The 14,559-nt window shown below is 44.4% G+C and carries 12 protein-coding genes and 1 other annotated feature; of the genes, 3 read left to right on the forward strand and 9 right to left on the reverse strand.

Features of this window, described 5'->3' with window-relative positions; translation table 11 throughout:
• Nucleotides 1-4 precede the first annotated feature (4 nt).
• The 3 genes from dapB (at nt 5) to CAN90_RS08355 (ending at nt 2,381) form a co-directional block, all read left to right on the forward strand.
• A complete protein-coding gene (gene dapB / locus CAN90_RS08345) occupies nt 5-775 on the forward strand; it encodes a 4-hydroxy-tetrahydrodipicolinate reductase (protein WP_085833375.1) in 771 nt (256 codons plus the stop codon).
• Nucleotides 775-1,242, forward strand: a complete 468-nt coding sequence (locus CAN90_RS08350; RefSeq protein ID WP_085833376.1) for an ACT domain-containing protein — start codon at nt 775-777, stop codon at nt 1,240-1,242. Before dapB ends, CAN90_RS08350 begins: the two co-directional genes overlap by 1 nt.
• Before the next feature lie 137 nt (nt 1,243-1,379).
• Nucleotides 1,380-2,381 carry an SPL family radical SAM protein gene (locus CAN90_RS08355; RefSeq protein WP_085833377.1) on the forward strand — a complete coding sequence of 334 codons (1,002 nt, stop codon included), beginning with the start codon at nt 1,380-1,382 and terminating at the stop codon, nt 2,379-2,381.
• Nucleotides 2,382-2,472: 91 nt separating this feature from the next.
• Here CAN90_RS08355 and CAN90_RS08360 read toward each other — a convergent pair whose 3' ends face one another.
• The 9 genes from CAN90_RS08360 to lgt form a co-directional block, all read right to left on the reverse strand.
• Entirely contained in the window at nt 2,473-5,169 is a 2,697-nt protein-coding gene (locus CAN90_RS08360) for a YfhO family protein (RefSeq protein WP_242953609.1), read from the reverse strand.
• Between the two features lie 79 nt (nt 5,170-5,248).
• Entirely contained in the window at nt 5,249-6,475 is a 1,227-nt protein-coding gene (tyrS, locus tag CAN90_RS08365; protein WP_085833378.1) for a tyrosine--tRNA ligase, read from the reverse strand.
• A gap of 63 nt (nt 6,476-6,538) precedes the next feature.
• Nucleotides 6,539-6,789, reverse strand: a binding site (T-box leader).
• Nucleotides 6,790-6,838: 49 nt separating this feature from the next.
• Entirely contained in the window at nt 6,839-8,509 is a 1,671-nt protein-coding gene (recN, locus tag CAN90_RS08370; protein ID WP_085833379.1) for a DNA repair protein RecN, read from the reverse strand.
• A 6-nt stretch (nt 8,510-8,515) separates the two neighbouring features.
• A complete protein-coding gene (gene argR, locus CAN90_RS08375) occupies nt 8,516-8,971 on the reverse strand; it encodes an arginine repressor (protein ID WP_085833380.1) in 456 nt (151 codons plus the stop codon).
• A 1-nt stretch (nt 8,972) separates the two neighbouring features.
• Nucleotides 8,973-9,830 carry an NAD(+)/NADH kinase gene (locus CAN90_RS08380; protein WP_085833381.1) on the reverse strand — a complete coding sequence of 286 codons (858 nt, stop codon included), beginning with the start codon at nt 9,828-9,830 and terminating at the stop codon, nt 8,973-8,975.
• On the reverse strand, nt 9,827-10,648 hold the full coding sequence (locus tag CAN90_RS08385; protein ID WP_085833382.1) for a TlyA family RNA methyltransferase: 822 nt from the start codon (nt 10,646-10,648) through the stop codon (nt 9,827-9,829). The genes CAN90_RS08380 and CAN90_RS08385 overlap by 4 nt, the downstream gene beginning before the upstream one ends.
• Nucleotides 10,645-12,504, reverse strand: coding sequence for a 1-deoxy-D-xylulose-5-phosphate synthase (dxs, locus tag CAN90_RS08390; protein WP_085833383.1), 1,860 nt, complete (start codon nt 12,502-12,504; stop codon nt 10,645-10,647). The genes CAN90_RS08385 and dxs overlap by 4 nt, the downstream gene beginning before the upstream one ends.
• A gap of 32 nt (nt 12,505-12,536) precedes the next feature.
• A complete protein-coding gene (gene folD, locus CAN90_RS08395; RefSeq protein WP_085833384.1) occupies nt 12,537-13,397 on the reverse strand; it encodes a bifunctional methylenetetrahydrofolate dehydrogenase/methenyltetrahydrofolate cyclohydrolase FolD in 861 nt (286 codons plus the stop codon).
• A 57-nt stretch (nt 13,398-13,454) separates the two neighbouring features.
• On the reverse strand, nt 13,455-14,555 hold the full coding sequence (gene lgt, locus CAN90_RS08400) for a prolipoprotein diacylglyceryl transferase (RefSeq protein ID WP_085833385.1): 1,101 nt from the start codon (nt 14,553-14,555) through the stop codon (nt 13,455-13,457).
• Between the last annotated feature and the right edge of the window lie 4 nt (nt 14,556-14,559).

The following is a 14,559-nucleotide window of genomic DNA, read 5'->3' on the forward strand; positions in this document are numbered from 1 at the left end:
TAAAATGACTAGATTTATCATAAGCGGATGCAATGGAAAAATGGGTAATTACATTGCCGCAGGAATAAAAAACCGCCCCGATTGCATTACGGTTGCGGGTGTTGATGCTTTTGCAGGCGCAGAAAAAGAGTTCCCGGTATTCTCTTCTGCGGCCGACATTAGCTGTGAAGCGGATGTTTTGATCGATTTCTCCAATCCTGCTCTTCTCTCTTCTTTGCTGGAGCTGGGGGTTTCTCGCAAAATGCCTATGGTAATTTGCACCACTGGTTTTTCAAAAGACCAAGTGGCTCAAATTAAAAAAGCCTCTGAAAGCATTCCGATATTTTACTCCGGTAATATGTCCCTTGGGGTTAATTTAATGATTGAATTAGCGAAAAAGGCTGCGTCTGTTCTTTGGGGTCAGTTCGATGTAGAAATCATTGAAAAACACCACAACCAGAAAGTAGACGCCCCCAGTGGCACTGCGCTTATGATTGCGGATGCCATCTCTTCCACAGTAGAAGATGAGCCCCATTATGAATATGACCGGCATTCTCAGCGTAAAAAGAGAAGTAAAACAGAAATTGGTCTTCATTCTGTTCGTGGCGGTACGATTGTTGGGGAACACGAGGTTGTGTTTGCAGGCCCAGATGAGATTTTAAGCATTACTCACTCGGCGCAATCCAAAGAGATTTTTTCAACAGGTTCCATCAATGCCGCTTTGTTCTTAATCGGTAAGTCTGCCGGTATGTACAATATGAGTGACCTGCTGGCCGATCATAAGGAGGAATCTTGATGCCCGGAGCGACGGTTTCTTCGTCAAGTGAAATCACTTTAATCACATTGCAAAACTGCTCGGCAAACATTTCTTTTATTTGCGAATTGTTTGAGAAAATTGCGGCGTTAGAAGTAAATATAGATATGATTTCCCTCTCCCCTACGCAAGGTGCTTTTACCTCTCTTTCATTCACCATTGCGGATGAAGATTTGGGCAAAATGCTTCAATTTACTTCTGAGTTGCAATCCAGACATGAAATAAAAATGATTGTAAGCAGTGGTAACAGCAAAATTACTGTTTGCGACCAACGAATGAAAAACACCCCCGGTATTGCAGCAGCTGTATTTGCCGCCGCCGCCCGTGTCTCTACTGATGTTCGTATCATTACAACATCAGATGATGAGGTGTCTTTGCTGGTTACCTTTGCAGATTACCCCGAAACGCTCACTGCAATTGAGCAGGCGATGAGAGAACCGCAAGAATAATTAATGCGTAATAAATTCAGCACTCAGTTTATCTTTAATCGGATATTCTGGGTGCTTTTTTCTATTTTAAGATTAAAATTCAATGCTTATAGTTCCTTTCTCTTTTGGGAAAACTGAAGTAAGAGGAGGAATGAACTTTGAATACAGGCTTTGACGCGGTTTACTATGAGCCCGACTCACTTTTTTACGAACTGGGCCAAATTCTCAAACAAAAATACAACGATTTACCATGGATTGAAATCGAGAGCCATAACCGAATCCCCGAAATGACAGAAGCGGAAAATAAGGATTTTCCAAAACTAAAACAGCATTTAATTATTGGTATACGAAAAACACACAAATATACGCCCAACCATAAAGTGTCTGATTGGCTGGTTCCCTACACCTCATCCGGTTGCAGAGCAATGTGCCTTTACTGCTACTTGGTATGCAATTACAATAAATGTTCCTATCTTCGTTTGTTTGTTAACCGAGAACAAATGCTGGATAGGCTTATAAAAAAAGCAGCGGAAGCAATTGAACCGGAAACCTTTGAAATAGGTAGTAATAGCGATTTGGTGTTAGAAAACACCATTACAGATAATTTGATTTACACCATTGAACGATTTGCCCGTGAGGGCCGCGGGAAGATTACATTCCCAACTAAGTTTAATATGGTAGAACCTTTGTTAGGGCTGAATCATCAAGAAAAAGTTATCTTTCGCATGAGCATCAATCCAGATGAAATTATTCGGCATGTTGAAATTGGAACCTCTCCCCTACAAGACAGAATTCACGCTCTGAATAACATGGCTGAAGCAGGCTACCCAGTGGGTATTCTAATCGCCCCCGTCATTTTAGTTCCTGAGTGGAAACACCTATATGGAGACTTAATTGAACAGCTCGCAACAGAGCTTAGCCCCAAAGTAACTCAGCACGGATTTTTAGAGATTATTTTAATGACTTATAGCTTTGTTCAAAATGCAATTAACACAGAGGCATTCCCCAACGGGTACCCATTGTTTGACAAAGAGATTATGACGGGGCGTGGCCGCGGCAAATATTGTTATCGCAATGAAATACGTGCAGAGGCAGAGGCCTTTTTACGCGAGAGGCTAGCAAAAGCTTTGCCAGATATGCCAATCCTTTATATCTCATGAGCTTACTTCAAAACAATTATTATGGATATAAGAAAAGAGCATCGTAAAATACGATGCCCTTTTCGATTCAAATACTGATACAATCAGGCTCTTAACCAATTGCATATACAATAAGCGGGAACAAGTAAATACCAGCTAACACAATAAAGAATAAAATACGGAAAATCCATATTGCAGGTAATTCAAGTGGTTTCAGGTACCGATACCCGCCTTTTCTTAAGAACAGCCAGAAGCCCAATAAAGCCAAAGCACCTGCAATGGAAAGGATGATACCCGGCTTTAAACCCTGCGGAACAAACGTAAGCTCTACCTTATTTTCTCCTTGCTGAAGAGGAACGGCAAGCATATCGCCAAAAATTTGATATACCTTTGCGGGTTTCCCATTTACCTTCGCCGTGTACCCTTCATGATAAGAGAGTGGTAACAGCAAGCTGGGTGCTTTCCCCTCTGCCTGTATTGTGCCCGAAATCTGATTCCCAATTTGCTTTAACTGCAATTTCGGAGCCGATTGGGCAAAGGAATCTAGTGTATCTAAATTCATGCTGAAGATTCCAAAAGACTTTGCATGAAAATCTCGTAGAACAGTAACGCGAATATCAACCGCCTCATCAGTAAAGGTACCAAGGTTTAAAAGTCCGTTTTCCTGCTGCGTTGGGTACTGATATGCAACAATTTCATCATTGACGGTAACACGTAGGCTTTTATAGGCCGGTTCCATTAAATGATTGGTGACCTGATCAAAGCAATCGAGATATAAGGTTTGCGTTCCATCTACCAAGACGTGGTATTCTAAGTCGCCGTCCATTTCTGGATTTTCACGTACTAGCTCCATTTGTGAGCCAGTATCGTAAACAAATACATTCGAAGTGGAGGATGGTTCGTATTCCTCGGTAAGCGATTCATCCGTTCCAAATACACTCGAAAATAAATATTGCTGAATCGAGCGGCGTGTACCATTTGGCAGTTCTTTCAGATTTGAAAGATTATCAGCCTGAATAACAGTGCCAAACGACATGAGGTCTTTATTTTTCACCAAGGAGTAACGGTCGTTTTGGTAAAGTATTTGGTCATTGGGAGTGGTCTCATATTCTCGCTGAATGGTATACCGATTTCCCCACAAAGCATCCGTTAGTTCAGTTCCACCGTGGGAGCTTACCTCCATCCAATAAGAGGAATACCCCATTCTCTTTAGCGTAAACATAAAATCTTCATCTGTAAGTGAAGTATAGTGATTGAGTGTAGGGTAGTTAATTCCACCTAATAAATTTACATCAAAATACTTATGGCCATTTTTCACTCGGTACATTGAGTTGTCTTGAATCTTATCTTTTAAATCAAAAACAGAATCATAAAATGCGACCGGGTTTGCGGCAGAACCAATAAATACACTGCCAGAAAAAATGGACTCGCAACAAATAAAAAGAAGCAAAAACAAAGAAAAATACCGTTTCGTTAAATACCGGTGTTGGTATAGATATAGAAGCAGGTAATAGCAAAGTACCGTTAAGATGGAAAAAAGAAGATAATATAAAACAGCGTTCTGATCAAGCCAGAGTGTTCTTGTATATATACTAAGCTCCCGGTAACGGTAATACAGTAGCAAATATGCCACCAAGGACATGCAAGTAATTAAAAAGATGCCAATGCTAATTCCCGGCCAGTCTTGCCGCTGAAAATGCCGTTCTTCTTTGTTCAGAACAGAAATTGCCTTCGCTAAAAAGAGTAGCCCTAAAAATGCGGTCATATAACCATAGCGAGCGGGAAAGGCTTGATAACTGCCGGTATGCCACATTTTATTAATCGGCTCAATAAATAGAGAAATTACCAACAGCACCCACAAAATGAAAAGGCTCCGCATTTTCCTCTGCTGCCAAAAGCTTACTGGGTTTAAAATTACCACTGCCGCAAATACGCCGGTACTGCAAAGCAGGATCGGCAGAGTTGTATAAAAGCTTGTAAAGAAAGAACCCGAAGAAATACTTTCTATAATGCCTACCGTTCTAGCAGATGATAAATACTGAAATAAAGACGGTAGCCACACAACACTAGTGGTGAGCAGCGCCAAAAAGGTAGAAATCCCTAATAAAACAGTGGGCTGCTTTCTCTCTTCCCTGTTATAAGTAAAATACAGGTATATGGCAAAGGCCAAGATAACAAATATAACCACCATATAGGTTAAATAGAAATTTAAAATTATGATGGCGGCTAAGCTTAGCGCATAACAAAGCGGCTTTTTCTGCTCAATTAGCCGGTCAAGACCAATCATTAAAACGGGAAAGACGCCCATTACATCCAGCCACACCATGTTTTGAAAATATAGCATGCTGTACCCGCCAAAGGCATACATAATCGATAAAGAAAGAATCTGAATGGTACTCAAATTATGAAACCGGTGCCTTAAGAACAGCGCGGCGGTATAAGAGCAGAACGCCATCTTTAGTAAAACTAAAATGTTGGCGAATAAATACATCTGTTCGGCTGGAACAAGCAAAACTAAGAACGTAAATGGGCTTGATACAAAAAAGAAGAAAACGCCCAAAAAGCTCATTGCACCGGCATTCTGTGTGTTTAACAGAAAATCTGCATTGCCTTTTAAAATGTTTTGAAAATCAAGCAAAAAGGGAATGACCTGCTGCTTCATGTCGCACCAGGCCAACGTTTGATTCTCAAATGGGTACAAATGAAAAAGGAAGAACACCAACAATGTAAGCAAGGCTGTTGCTAATGGAGCAGGCCAGCAGCGCTGTTTCATAGATTCTTCCCTCTCTTTATAAAAATAAATGCTCATTTTTACCACCTGGTATCTTCCCCTGTGCTTTACAGAGGAAGATACGGTAAACCGTTGAAATAAAGAGAGAATGTCTCTTTTATTTCAGAATGATTTTATGAAATACCTTCTTACCCTTTTTAATAATAACATAACCCTTTTCAAAATGTGCCGTGGTGAGCATATGGTCTAACGCAGCAATTTTCTCATCGTCCACAGAGACACCACCTTGCTGAATCAGCCTGCGTCCCTCGCCCTTTGAGGGAATGAGGCCAGCCTTTAGCATCACATCTAAAATCGCAATGGAACCGTCCGTCAGGTCAGATGAAAGGATTTCAGAGCTTGGCATATTATCAGAGTTTCTGCCGCCGCCAAATAGAGCGCGGGCAGCCTCCTGCGCTTTATTCGCCTCTTCTTCCCCGTGGATGAGTTTGGTAACCTCATATGCAAGTACTTCTTTTGCCTGATTCAGTTCGCTGCCCTCCATTGCCTCATATTCCGCTATTTTAGTTAGCGGCAGGAAAGTCAACAGCTTCATGCAGCGGATGACGTCGGCGTCGTCCACATTGCGCCAATACTGGTAAAAATCGAAAGGAGAGGTCTTTTCTGGGTCAAGCCAAACCGCGCCGTTTTCTGTTTTTCCCATCTTTTTGCCTTCACTCGTGGTGAGCAGAGTAAAGGTCATGCCGAATACCTCTTTGCTCTTCATACGGCGCAGCAACTCAACACCACCGATGATATTGCTCCACTGGTCGTCTCCACCCAACTCCAGAACGCAATTATGGCGCTCGTTAAGCTCTAGAAAGTCGTAGCTTTGCATAATCATATAATTCAGCTCAAAGAAAGACAGGCCTTTCTCCAAACGCTGTTTATAGCATTCCGCGGCAAGCATACGGTTAACAGAAAAGTGTACGCCAACCTTGCGTAAAAAATCAATATAGTTCAGGTTCAGAAGCCAGTCACCGTTGTTGGCCATAATGGCTTTTCCGTCTGAAAAGTCAATGAGGCGCGACATCTGCTTTTGAAAGCAAGATATATTGTGGCTAATATCTTCCATAGTCAGCATTTTGCGCATGTCGGTTTTTCCGGAGGGGTCACCAACCATTCCGGTTCCGCCACCAAACAAAGCAATTGGGGTATGGCCTGCTTTTTGCATATGTGCCATTACCATAATCTGCACAAAGTGCCCTACATGGAGACTATCCGCAGTTGGGTCAAAACCAATATAGAATGTTACCTTGTCTTCATTGAGCAGCTTCTTTACCTTTTCTTCATTTGTAATTTGGGCAATCATGCCCCTCGCTTCGAGCTCATCGTAAACTCCCATTTTATCATTTCCTCCAATTCAGTATGCAGAGGGAAAAGAAAAAGCCCCCTGCGATTTTCTTCTGCAGAGGGCGGAAATTCCGCGGTACCACCTCAGTTTACCACAGCCTCACGGCAGCGGCCTCACAGGTAAAATCAAATTTACCCAAACGCTGTAACGGGCGCACCCGGGCGAGCCTAACTCCGGCATTGTGCCGCTTTTTCAGCCCGACGGCTCTGGAATGTATTTCTGGGAATCTTCCGCCCCTGCTTGCACCATCCGCAGGTTCTCTTTGCCGGCCGTTTTCCCGTACTTTTTTCCTTCTTCGCCATTGATTTGCATTATAACGAATGTTTTTTCCCTTGTCAAGCCCTGCTCAATTACTCATACCTGCTCTGCATTACGCAGCATTTCATGGGCATTCTCCAGCATAAGCTCCGTAACAGGGAAGCCTCCCATAATACGAGCCAGCTCGTTCGCCCGCCCCTCTGTATTCAGAGGGGTAATTTCGGTAAAGGTACGATTTTCTTGCTGCTGTTTTTGGATCAATAAATGATTTTGAGCCAATGCGGCAATTTGCGCAAGGTGCGTTACACAAATTACTTGGTGCCCTGCTGCCGCCTCTCGAAGCTTTAGCCCAACCTTTTGGGCAGCACTTCCGCTAATACCGGTATCCACTTCATCGAAAATTAAGGTATCTACTTCATCTTTCCCCGCTAGTACCGATTTAATCGCCAGCATAATGCGGGAAAGCTCACCGCCAGAAGCTATTTTGGCAACCGGCTTTGGCGGTTCACCGGGGTTTGTCGACAAAAGAAACTGAATTTTATCACAGCCGTTGGAATTGAGTGGGCAGCGTTCCTGCTCTACCTGAAAAGATACACTAGGCATATTTAAAAATTGCAGCTCGTTCTTCACGCTTTCTATAAACCCTGTGGAAGCCTTTTTACGTTGAGCAGAAAGAAGCTTAGCCAGACGTATGGCTTCTTCTTTGGCACTCTCATATTCCTCATTCAGCTTTGCCAGGCGTTCTTCCGAGAACTCAATATTCTTCAGCTCTGTGCGGCAATTTTCAAGGTAGCTTAACATTTCCTCTTCGGTTTCACCGTATTTCAGGCTAAGCCGATAGAGAAAATCCAAGCGGTCTTCCATTTGCTCGAGCTCTGCAGGGTCGTAATCCAACAGATCTGTGGCACGGCTAAGCTCCGCACTGCAGTCTTGCAGCTCGTATTCCAGGTTTTGAAAACGCTCCCCTAATGACTCTAGAGATGACATATATCGTTTGGCATCTAGCAACGCTGTGTTTATCTGAGCCATGGCAGACAGCACTCCGCCCTCTTCGTCACCGTCCAACAATGTTTTCACAAGCTGAAATTGCTGCACCATTCGCTCACTATTTCGGTACAGTGTACGCTTTTCCGTTAGTTCTTCCTGTTCACCAGGGCGCAATTCGGCTTCTTCCAGCTCTTGAATTTGGTATTTGAGCAAATCCATTCGGCGTTCTTTTTGAGATTCATCCAAATCAAACGCCTGCAGTTCATCCCGAACCTTGCACATAGTACGGTAAGCAAGCTGATACTCACTTAATAACGGCAACAGCTCGCCCACTCGATCTATGTATCTTATATGCAAATCCGGAGATAAAAGCTGGTAGCTTTCATGCTGCCCATGTATGTTCACCAAAAAGGGAGCTAACTCTTTTAATACTGACACGGTGGCAGGTCTGCTGTTTAAGCGACAGGTGTTTTTGCCGGAGAGAGTAATTTCTCTTTGTATCAAAATCGTACTGTCATCATCAGTAGAATAGCCAAGCTCCTCCAGCTTTTTTAGTACAAGATGATTCGGCGAAGAAAAAACCGCACTCACAAACGCAGAAGAAGCACCGGTACGAATGAGCTCGCGAGAGGTTCTCTCCCCCAGAATCGCACCGATAGAATCAATGAGAATCGATTTACCGGCACCCGTTTCACCGGTAAGAACATTAAAACCCGCATCAAAGTCCAGTGAGCATTTTTCAATAACAGCCACATTTTCAATATAAAGCTGCGAGAGCATCGGTATTCACCTGCCAGAAATCAGTTTTTTAAGATCCTCTTTTAGTTCCAGAGCCGTTTCGGGTGTTTTGGTAATTACCAGAAGAGTATCATCACCAGCTACCGTACCCACAACCTTCTCCCAGCGAAGGCCATCCAGTGCGGCACAAACGGCATTTGCCATGCCGGTTAAACACTTAATAACAACTAGGTTCATAGCATTATCAACTTCAATGGCAGAATCTTCAAATAGCGAATAAAAGATACCGGAGATATCTCGCGACGGCTCTTGGTTGTTGGCATAACGGTATTTACCGTCCGCAGACAGAATTTTCACCAACCGAAGTTCCTTAATATCTCGGGATACCGTTGCCTGCGTTACATCAAAACCGGCATCCTTTAAGCGTCGCAGAAGCTCTTCCTGGGTATCAACCTGGTATTCGCTGATGAGTTCCAGAATTTTCGTATGTCGTCTTGTTTTCATGTCACGCTCTCCGTTCTGAAAGTTTTTCATTCACTATCTCATAAAAGGTTTGGTATTTTAAATCGATTAAGCTAACCGACCGGCTGGATTTTTGAAAGCGAACGCAATCTTCTTCCGTTACCGGAATGGTTGGCTCACCATCAAGGGTTAAGAACATTTCGCTTTGGCCATTGGGAACTGCTTTTATATGCAACGTGGTATCTTCATCAAATACCACGGAGCGCGTGAGTAAAGAGTGCGGGCAAATCGGTGTTAAGAGTAAGCAGCGCATAGACGGCTCGATCACCGGTCCTCCCGCAGAAAGAGAATATGCCGTAGACCCGGTAGGGGTTGCAACGATTAGACCGTCCGCACGGTAATGGCAAAGATTATTCCCATTGTAAGAGACTTGAAAATCCAGAATTCTTGACTGAGAGCCGCGAGAAATAACCCCTTCATTGAGTGCATAATACACCTTTTGGTATTGCTCACTTTTTAAAGAAGCTTCCAGCATAAGGCGGCGCTCCACCTTGTAGGTGCCATCTAAAAGCTGGCGCAATCGGTGAAGCTGGTTCGGCTCCAGCCCTGCCACAAACCCAATTCTGCCTGCATTTACACCCAGAACAGGCTTGTTGGCTAACGCAGCATGTTTGGCTGCGTGAATAATGGTACCGTCGCCCCCAACGGCAATTACAACATCGCATGCAGATATCATGCCAAAAAAATCCTCAAAAAATTCAATATCGCGGTATGGAAAGGTACTGTATAGGCTTGCTTCCATACAAACACGTATTTCCAAACGACGAAGCTCGCAAAGGAGGCTTTGCGTTACTTGTTCGGCATTCTTTTTTGTAAGATTCGGTATGATTGCTGCAATCAATGTGTATCACCACCGCTTAACTCATTATGAGATTGCTCTACTAAAGCCGAAATGGACTGACCACTTAAGTCTTCGGTTTCTTCAGCCTTTTGAAGATAGATTAAATATTCTATGTTCCCCTCTGGCCCTTTGACCGGTGAAAAGGTAAGCCCTAATACCGAAAAACCATGAGAAAGAACAAAATCGCGAATTTTTTCTATCACCTGTTCATGAACTGCTTTATCGCGCACGACACCTTTTTTGCCAACATTTTCACGCCCTGCTTCAAACTGTGGCTTAATGAGGCAAAGTGCCCGCGCGTTTTCAGATAAAAAGGTTCTTGCTACGGGTAATACTAAGGTTAATGAGATAAAGGAAACATCCACGCTAAAAAAGTCAATGGAGTCGGTTATTTGCTCGGTTGTTAGGTAACGAACGTTGGTGCGTTCCATATTTACAACGCGGGGGTCTGTGCGGAGCTTCCAGGCAAGCTGGCCGTAGCCAACATCCACTGCGTATACCTTTTCGGCACTATTTTGCAGCATACAGTCGGTAAAACCACCCGTAGAAGCGCCAATATCCATACAGATTTGGCCGGTAAGGTTAAGTCCATACTGCTCGATGGCCTTTTCAAGCTTTAAGCCGCCGCGGCTTACATAACGCAAGCCTTGCCCCCGTACCTCTATGGCAGTATCTGTGGGCAGCATCGTGCCCGGTTTGTCTGATTTTTGGTTATCTACATAAACGTTCCCCAGCATAACAAGGGTTTTGGCCTTTTCTCGGCTATCTGCAAATCCCTTTTCAAACACTAAGGTGTCGAGTCTTTTTTTTTCTATCACTTCACGTACTCCGTTTGAATCAAGTTTTTCATTCCCTCACTGTCCAGCCCCAGTTCAGCCAAAGACTGGCGCATCGTCGCTTGCTTTACAAAACGGTTTTCCACCGCCTGCAAGGTCGTTTTGCCTTGATAGCCCTGCTGGTACATTTGGTAGAAGAAATGCTCGCCTATTCCGCCTTGCCGTATTCCTTCTTCAAAAAAGAAAGTATGGCTGGCATCCAAACAAGCATTCACTGCCTGAGGGTCTACCGGGTGGATTCGGTTGAGTTTTATAATCCGCATAGAAATGCCTTCTTTTTTTAGCTTCTTTGCCGCAAGGCAAGCCATTGAAAACATTCTTCCATAGGTAACAAGTGCAATAGGTGCTTGCGGGTTACCGTAAACGTCGTAAGAGTTCCCGGTTACCACAAAATCGTCGGGCTGGTAGAGCTGCCCTCCGCGGGGATAACGCACTGCCGTTACTCCGGGGCAATCGTAAATAGCTTGGTGAAGAAGTAGCTCCAGCTCGTCATGGTAAGCAGGCGAGAAAATGGTCATGTTTGGTATCGCGCTAAGCAGAGAGACATCAAACAGGCCTTGGTGGGTTTCCCCATCCTCTCCTACCACTCCGGCGCGGTCGATTGCAAGGGTAACTTTGAGGTTTTGCAGAGCCGCATCATGAATTACCTGATCGATACTGCGCTGCAAAAAGCTGGAATATACCGCAAACACCGGTAGCATTCCTCCGGCAGCAAGGCCGCCTGCAAAGGTAACTGCGTGTTCTTCCGCAATACCTACATCAAAAAATCGACTGGGGTACGCTTTGTGGAAGCCCGCTAGCCCGGTTCCACTCTCCATTGCGGCAGTAATAGCACAAATTCGCTCATCTTTCTCAGCGAACGCCATAAGACTTTTCCCAAATACTTTCGAAAAGTTCTCGCCGGAAGCCTGCGATTCCCCGGTTTTAATATCAAAACAAGAAACGCCATGGAATGCGTCCGGGTTCTTCTCTGCAAAGGTGTAGCCCTTTCCCTTAGCTGTTATCACATGCAATAAAACAGGGCGGTTAATCTCTTTTGCACTTTGTAGTATGGTTATGAGCTGCTCCACATCATGCCCATCATAAGGGCCGTAATATGCAAAGCCCATATCTTCAAATAAGGTTCCCTTATAAAGTGCCTGCTTAAGCAAGGTTTTGGAGGTTTGCAACACATTACTAATAGGGCTTCCAAGCACAGGCAGATGGTCAAGAATCCCTTCCACCGTTCCTTTGGCTTTCAAGTACCCAGGCTGGGTACGAATATGCGCCAAATATCTTGCAATAGAACCTACATTTTTAGAGATAGACATTTTATTATCATTTAAAATAACGATTAAATTTTTCGGGAAACGACCAGCGTTATTCAGACCCTCGTAAGCAAGGCCACCAGTTAGAGCACCATCGCCAATCACAGCTACAACATGACTTGGGTCTTCATGCAGCTTTTTTGCACTGGCAAGCCCTAAGGCAACGGAAATTGATGTGCTGCTATGCCCCGAATGGAATGGGTCGCAGTCGCTTTCTTTGGGATTTGGGTAGCCGGAAAGCCCTCCCTGTGTACGAATAGAAGAAAGCTGCTTTTTGCGCCCAGTTAGTATTTTATGGGTGTAAGACTGGTGTCCTACATCCCACACGATATTGTCGAAAGGAACATCAAAAACATAGTGCAGCGCAACCGTAAGCTCAATCACACCCAAATTCGATGCCAAATGGCCGCCATTTTTTGCAACCGTGCGGATAATTTCCTGCCGGATTTCTTTGCATAATATGTTCAGTTCATCCATTGTTAAGGATCTAAGATCCCTTGGAGACTCGATGCCATTTAAATATTTACCCATCCAAGAAACCTCGGTTCATTGTAATGAAGCAATCATACGGTAATACCGCCATGCCTTTTTGCTGCAACCAGCGTGTTTTGCAGCAGCATTGCAACCGTCATGGGGCCAACGCCGCCCGGAACAGGAGTGATATATGAAGCAATCGGCTCAACCGATTCAAAATCCACATCTCCACATAATTTCCCTTCCGCGTTGCGGTTCATACCAACATCGATTACGACTGCCCCGGGGCAGACCATATCACTGGTAATAAAGCCGGCTTTGCCTACGGCACTGACTAAAATATCTGCCTCACGGCAAATTTGCGCTAAGTTTTCTGTTTTACTGTGGCAAATGGTAACGGTAGCATCTGCGTGCAAGAGCAGCATCGCCATTGGTTTGCCGACAATATCGCTACGGCCTACCATAACACAGCGTTTACCCGTGGGGTTGATTCCAGATTCGCGGAGCATTTGCATAATCCCCGCAGGGGTGCAGGGCAAAAAGAAGAAATCGCCCCGCATGATATGCCCAATATTCTCCGGGTGGAAGGCATCCACATCTTTGTCTGGGCGAATGAGAGAGACCACTCGGTCAGAATCCAGTTTACCTGGCAGCGGGAGCTGGAGCAAGATTCCGTCTATATCTTCTCTTTCATTTAATGAGCAAATGGTTTCTTCTAGTTCTTGTTGTGTAATTGAAGCAGACAGACGAAACAATTCAAAAGAAATACCCACCTCTTCGCAGGCCTTTTCTTTATTTTTTACATACACTTCGGATGCAGAATCCTCCCCAACCAAAACCACGGCCAAGCCGGGGGTAATCCCTTGCTCTTCTTGCAAAGCTTCTATTTCTTGTCTAATCCGTTTGCGAACCGCTTCAGAGATCGCTTTTCCATCCATCAATTGAGCCATAAATAGCCTCCCATAAATTTCCCTTATTCCCGTATTCCTTGCAAGCCAAGGCTCGGTTTATTCTTTTTGTGCAGCTTCGTCTGACGCAGATTCTTCCACAACATTTTCTGTATGAGTTGTTACTGTGGTTTCTTCGCTTTGAGCCGTATCTTCCACTGGATTATCCCTTATCACAGGAGAACCAACCTCAGCGGTTTCCTCTATATCAGAGTCATTGACGGTATCGTTTCTTACCAATTTGGGAGTAATATCACTGAAAATGGTGCTCTTGCCATCTCCTATTTCACTCTCCGCGACCGCAAATGTGATTCCATTGAGAGCCATCACCTTAGAGGAACCGATGCCCGAAAGGCTCGTTTTATTGCGGAAAATAATTAATAAAGCTAAAGCAACCAGTACCGTTGCTGCTGCCAAAAGCTGAGATATTCTTAGATTAATGACCGGAGCAATCAGGCTGTCGGTACGCAAGCCTTCAATCCAAAAGCGGCCAAGACCATACCACAGCAGGTAGAGCAAGAAAACCTGCCCGTCATACCGGCGCACTTTGGTCGCAACCAAATGCAGAAGGCCAAAGCCAATAAGGCACCAAATCGATTCATATAAAAAACAAGGGTGAACGGGGCCGTCAACCATCAAGCGTGTTCGGTCACTCATCATACCCCAAGGCAAATCGGTGGCTGTGCCAAAGGCTTCTTGGTTTACATAGTTGCCCCAACGCCCCACGGTTTGTCCAATTAAAAAGCCGAGCGCAGCTAAATCGAGCACAGCGGCTATTTTAAGCCGGCGCAGCTTTGCCATAAACGCACCGCAAAGAAGACCGCCAATAATGCCGCCATAAATGGCAAGACCACCGTTCCAAATATATAAAATACTAATAGGGTCTTTGACATATTGGTCACCGGGGTAAAATATGACATAATACAGTCTTGCACCGATAATACCGCCAATCATACCTACAATTACGGCATCGATTAGCCGATCTTGGTCTACATTGAACTTTCTGCAGCTGAACATCAGGTACAAAAAGGCCAGAAGAAATCCCATTGCAATAATTACGCCATACCACTGAATTGTAAAGTTACCAATGGAAAAGGCAGTCGGGTTTATGTTGAAGTCGAGTCCCAATTTTGGGAACTCGACGGTATGAACTTGGTACATGAAA

It is taken from the genome of Clostridium merdae (genome assembly GCF_900176635.1).
GTDB lineage: Bacteria > Bacillota > Clostridia > Oscillospirales > Acutalibacteraceae > Faecalispora > Faecalispora merdae.

What these genes read in the sequence shown, in the direction of transcription:
- dxs (WP_085833383.1), bottom strand. Translation starts at nt 12,504, where the DNA reads ATGGGTAAATATTTAAATGGCATCGAGTCTCCAAGGGATCTTAGATCC.
- recN (WP_085833379.1), bottom strand. Translation starts at nt 8,509, where the DNA reads ATGCTCTCGCAGCTTTATATTGAAAATGTGGCTGTTATTGAAAAATGC.
- folD (WP_085833384.1), bottom strand. Translation starts at nt 13,397, where the DNA reads ATGGCTCAATTGATGGATGGAAAAGCGATCTCTGAAGCGGTTCGCAAA.
- CAN90_RS08360 (WP_242953609.1), bottom strand. Translation starts at nt 5,169, where the DNA reads ATGAGCATTTATTTTTATAAAGAGAGGGAAGAATCTATGAAACAGCGC.
- CAN90_RS08350 (WP_085833376.1), top strand. Translation starts at nt 775, where the DNA reads ATGCCCGGAGCGACGGTTTCTTCGTCAAGTGAAATCACTTTAATCACA.
- argR (WP_085833380.1), bottom strand. Translation starts at nt 8,971, where the DNA reads ATGAAAACAAGACGACATACGAAAATTCTGGAACTCATCAGCGAATAC.
- lgt (WP_085833385.1), bottom strand. Translation starts at nt 14,555, where the DNA reads ATGTACCAAGTTCATACCGTCGAGTTCCCAAAATTGGGACTCGACTTC.
- dapB (WP_085833375.1), top strand. Translation starts at nt 5, where the DNA reads ATGACTAGATTTATCATAAGCGGATGCAATGGAAAAATGGGTAATTAC.
- tyrS (WP_085833378.1), bottom strand. Translation starts at nt 6,475, where the DNA reads ATGGGAGTTTACGATGAGCTCGAAGCGAGGGGCATGATTGCCCAAATT.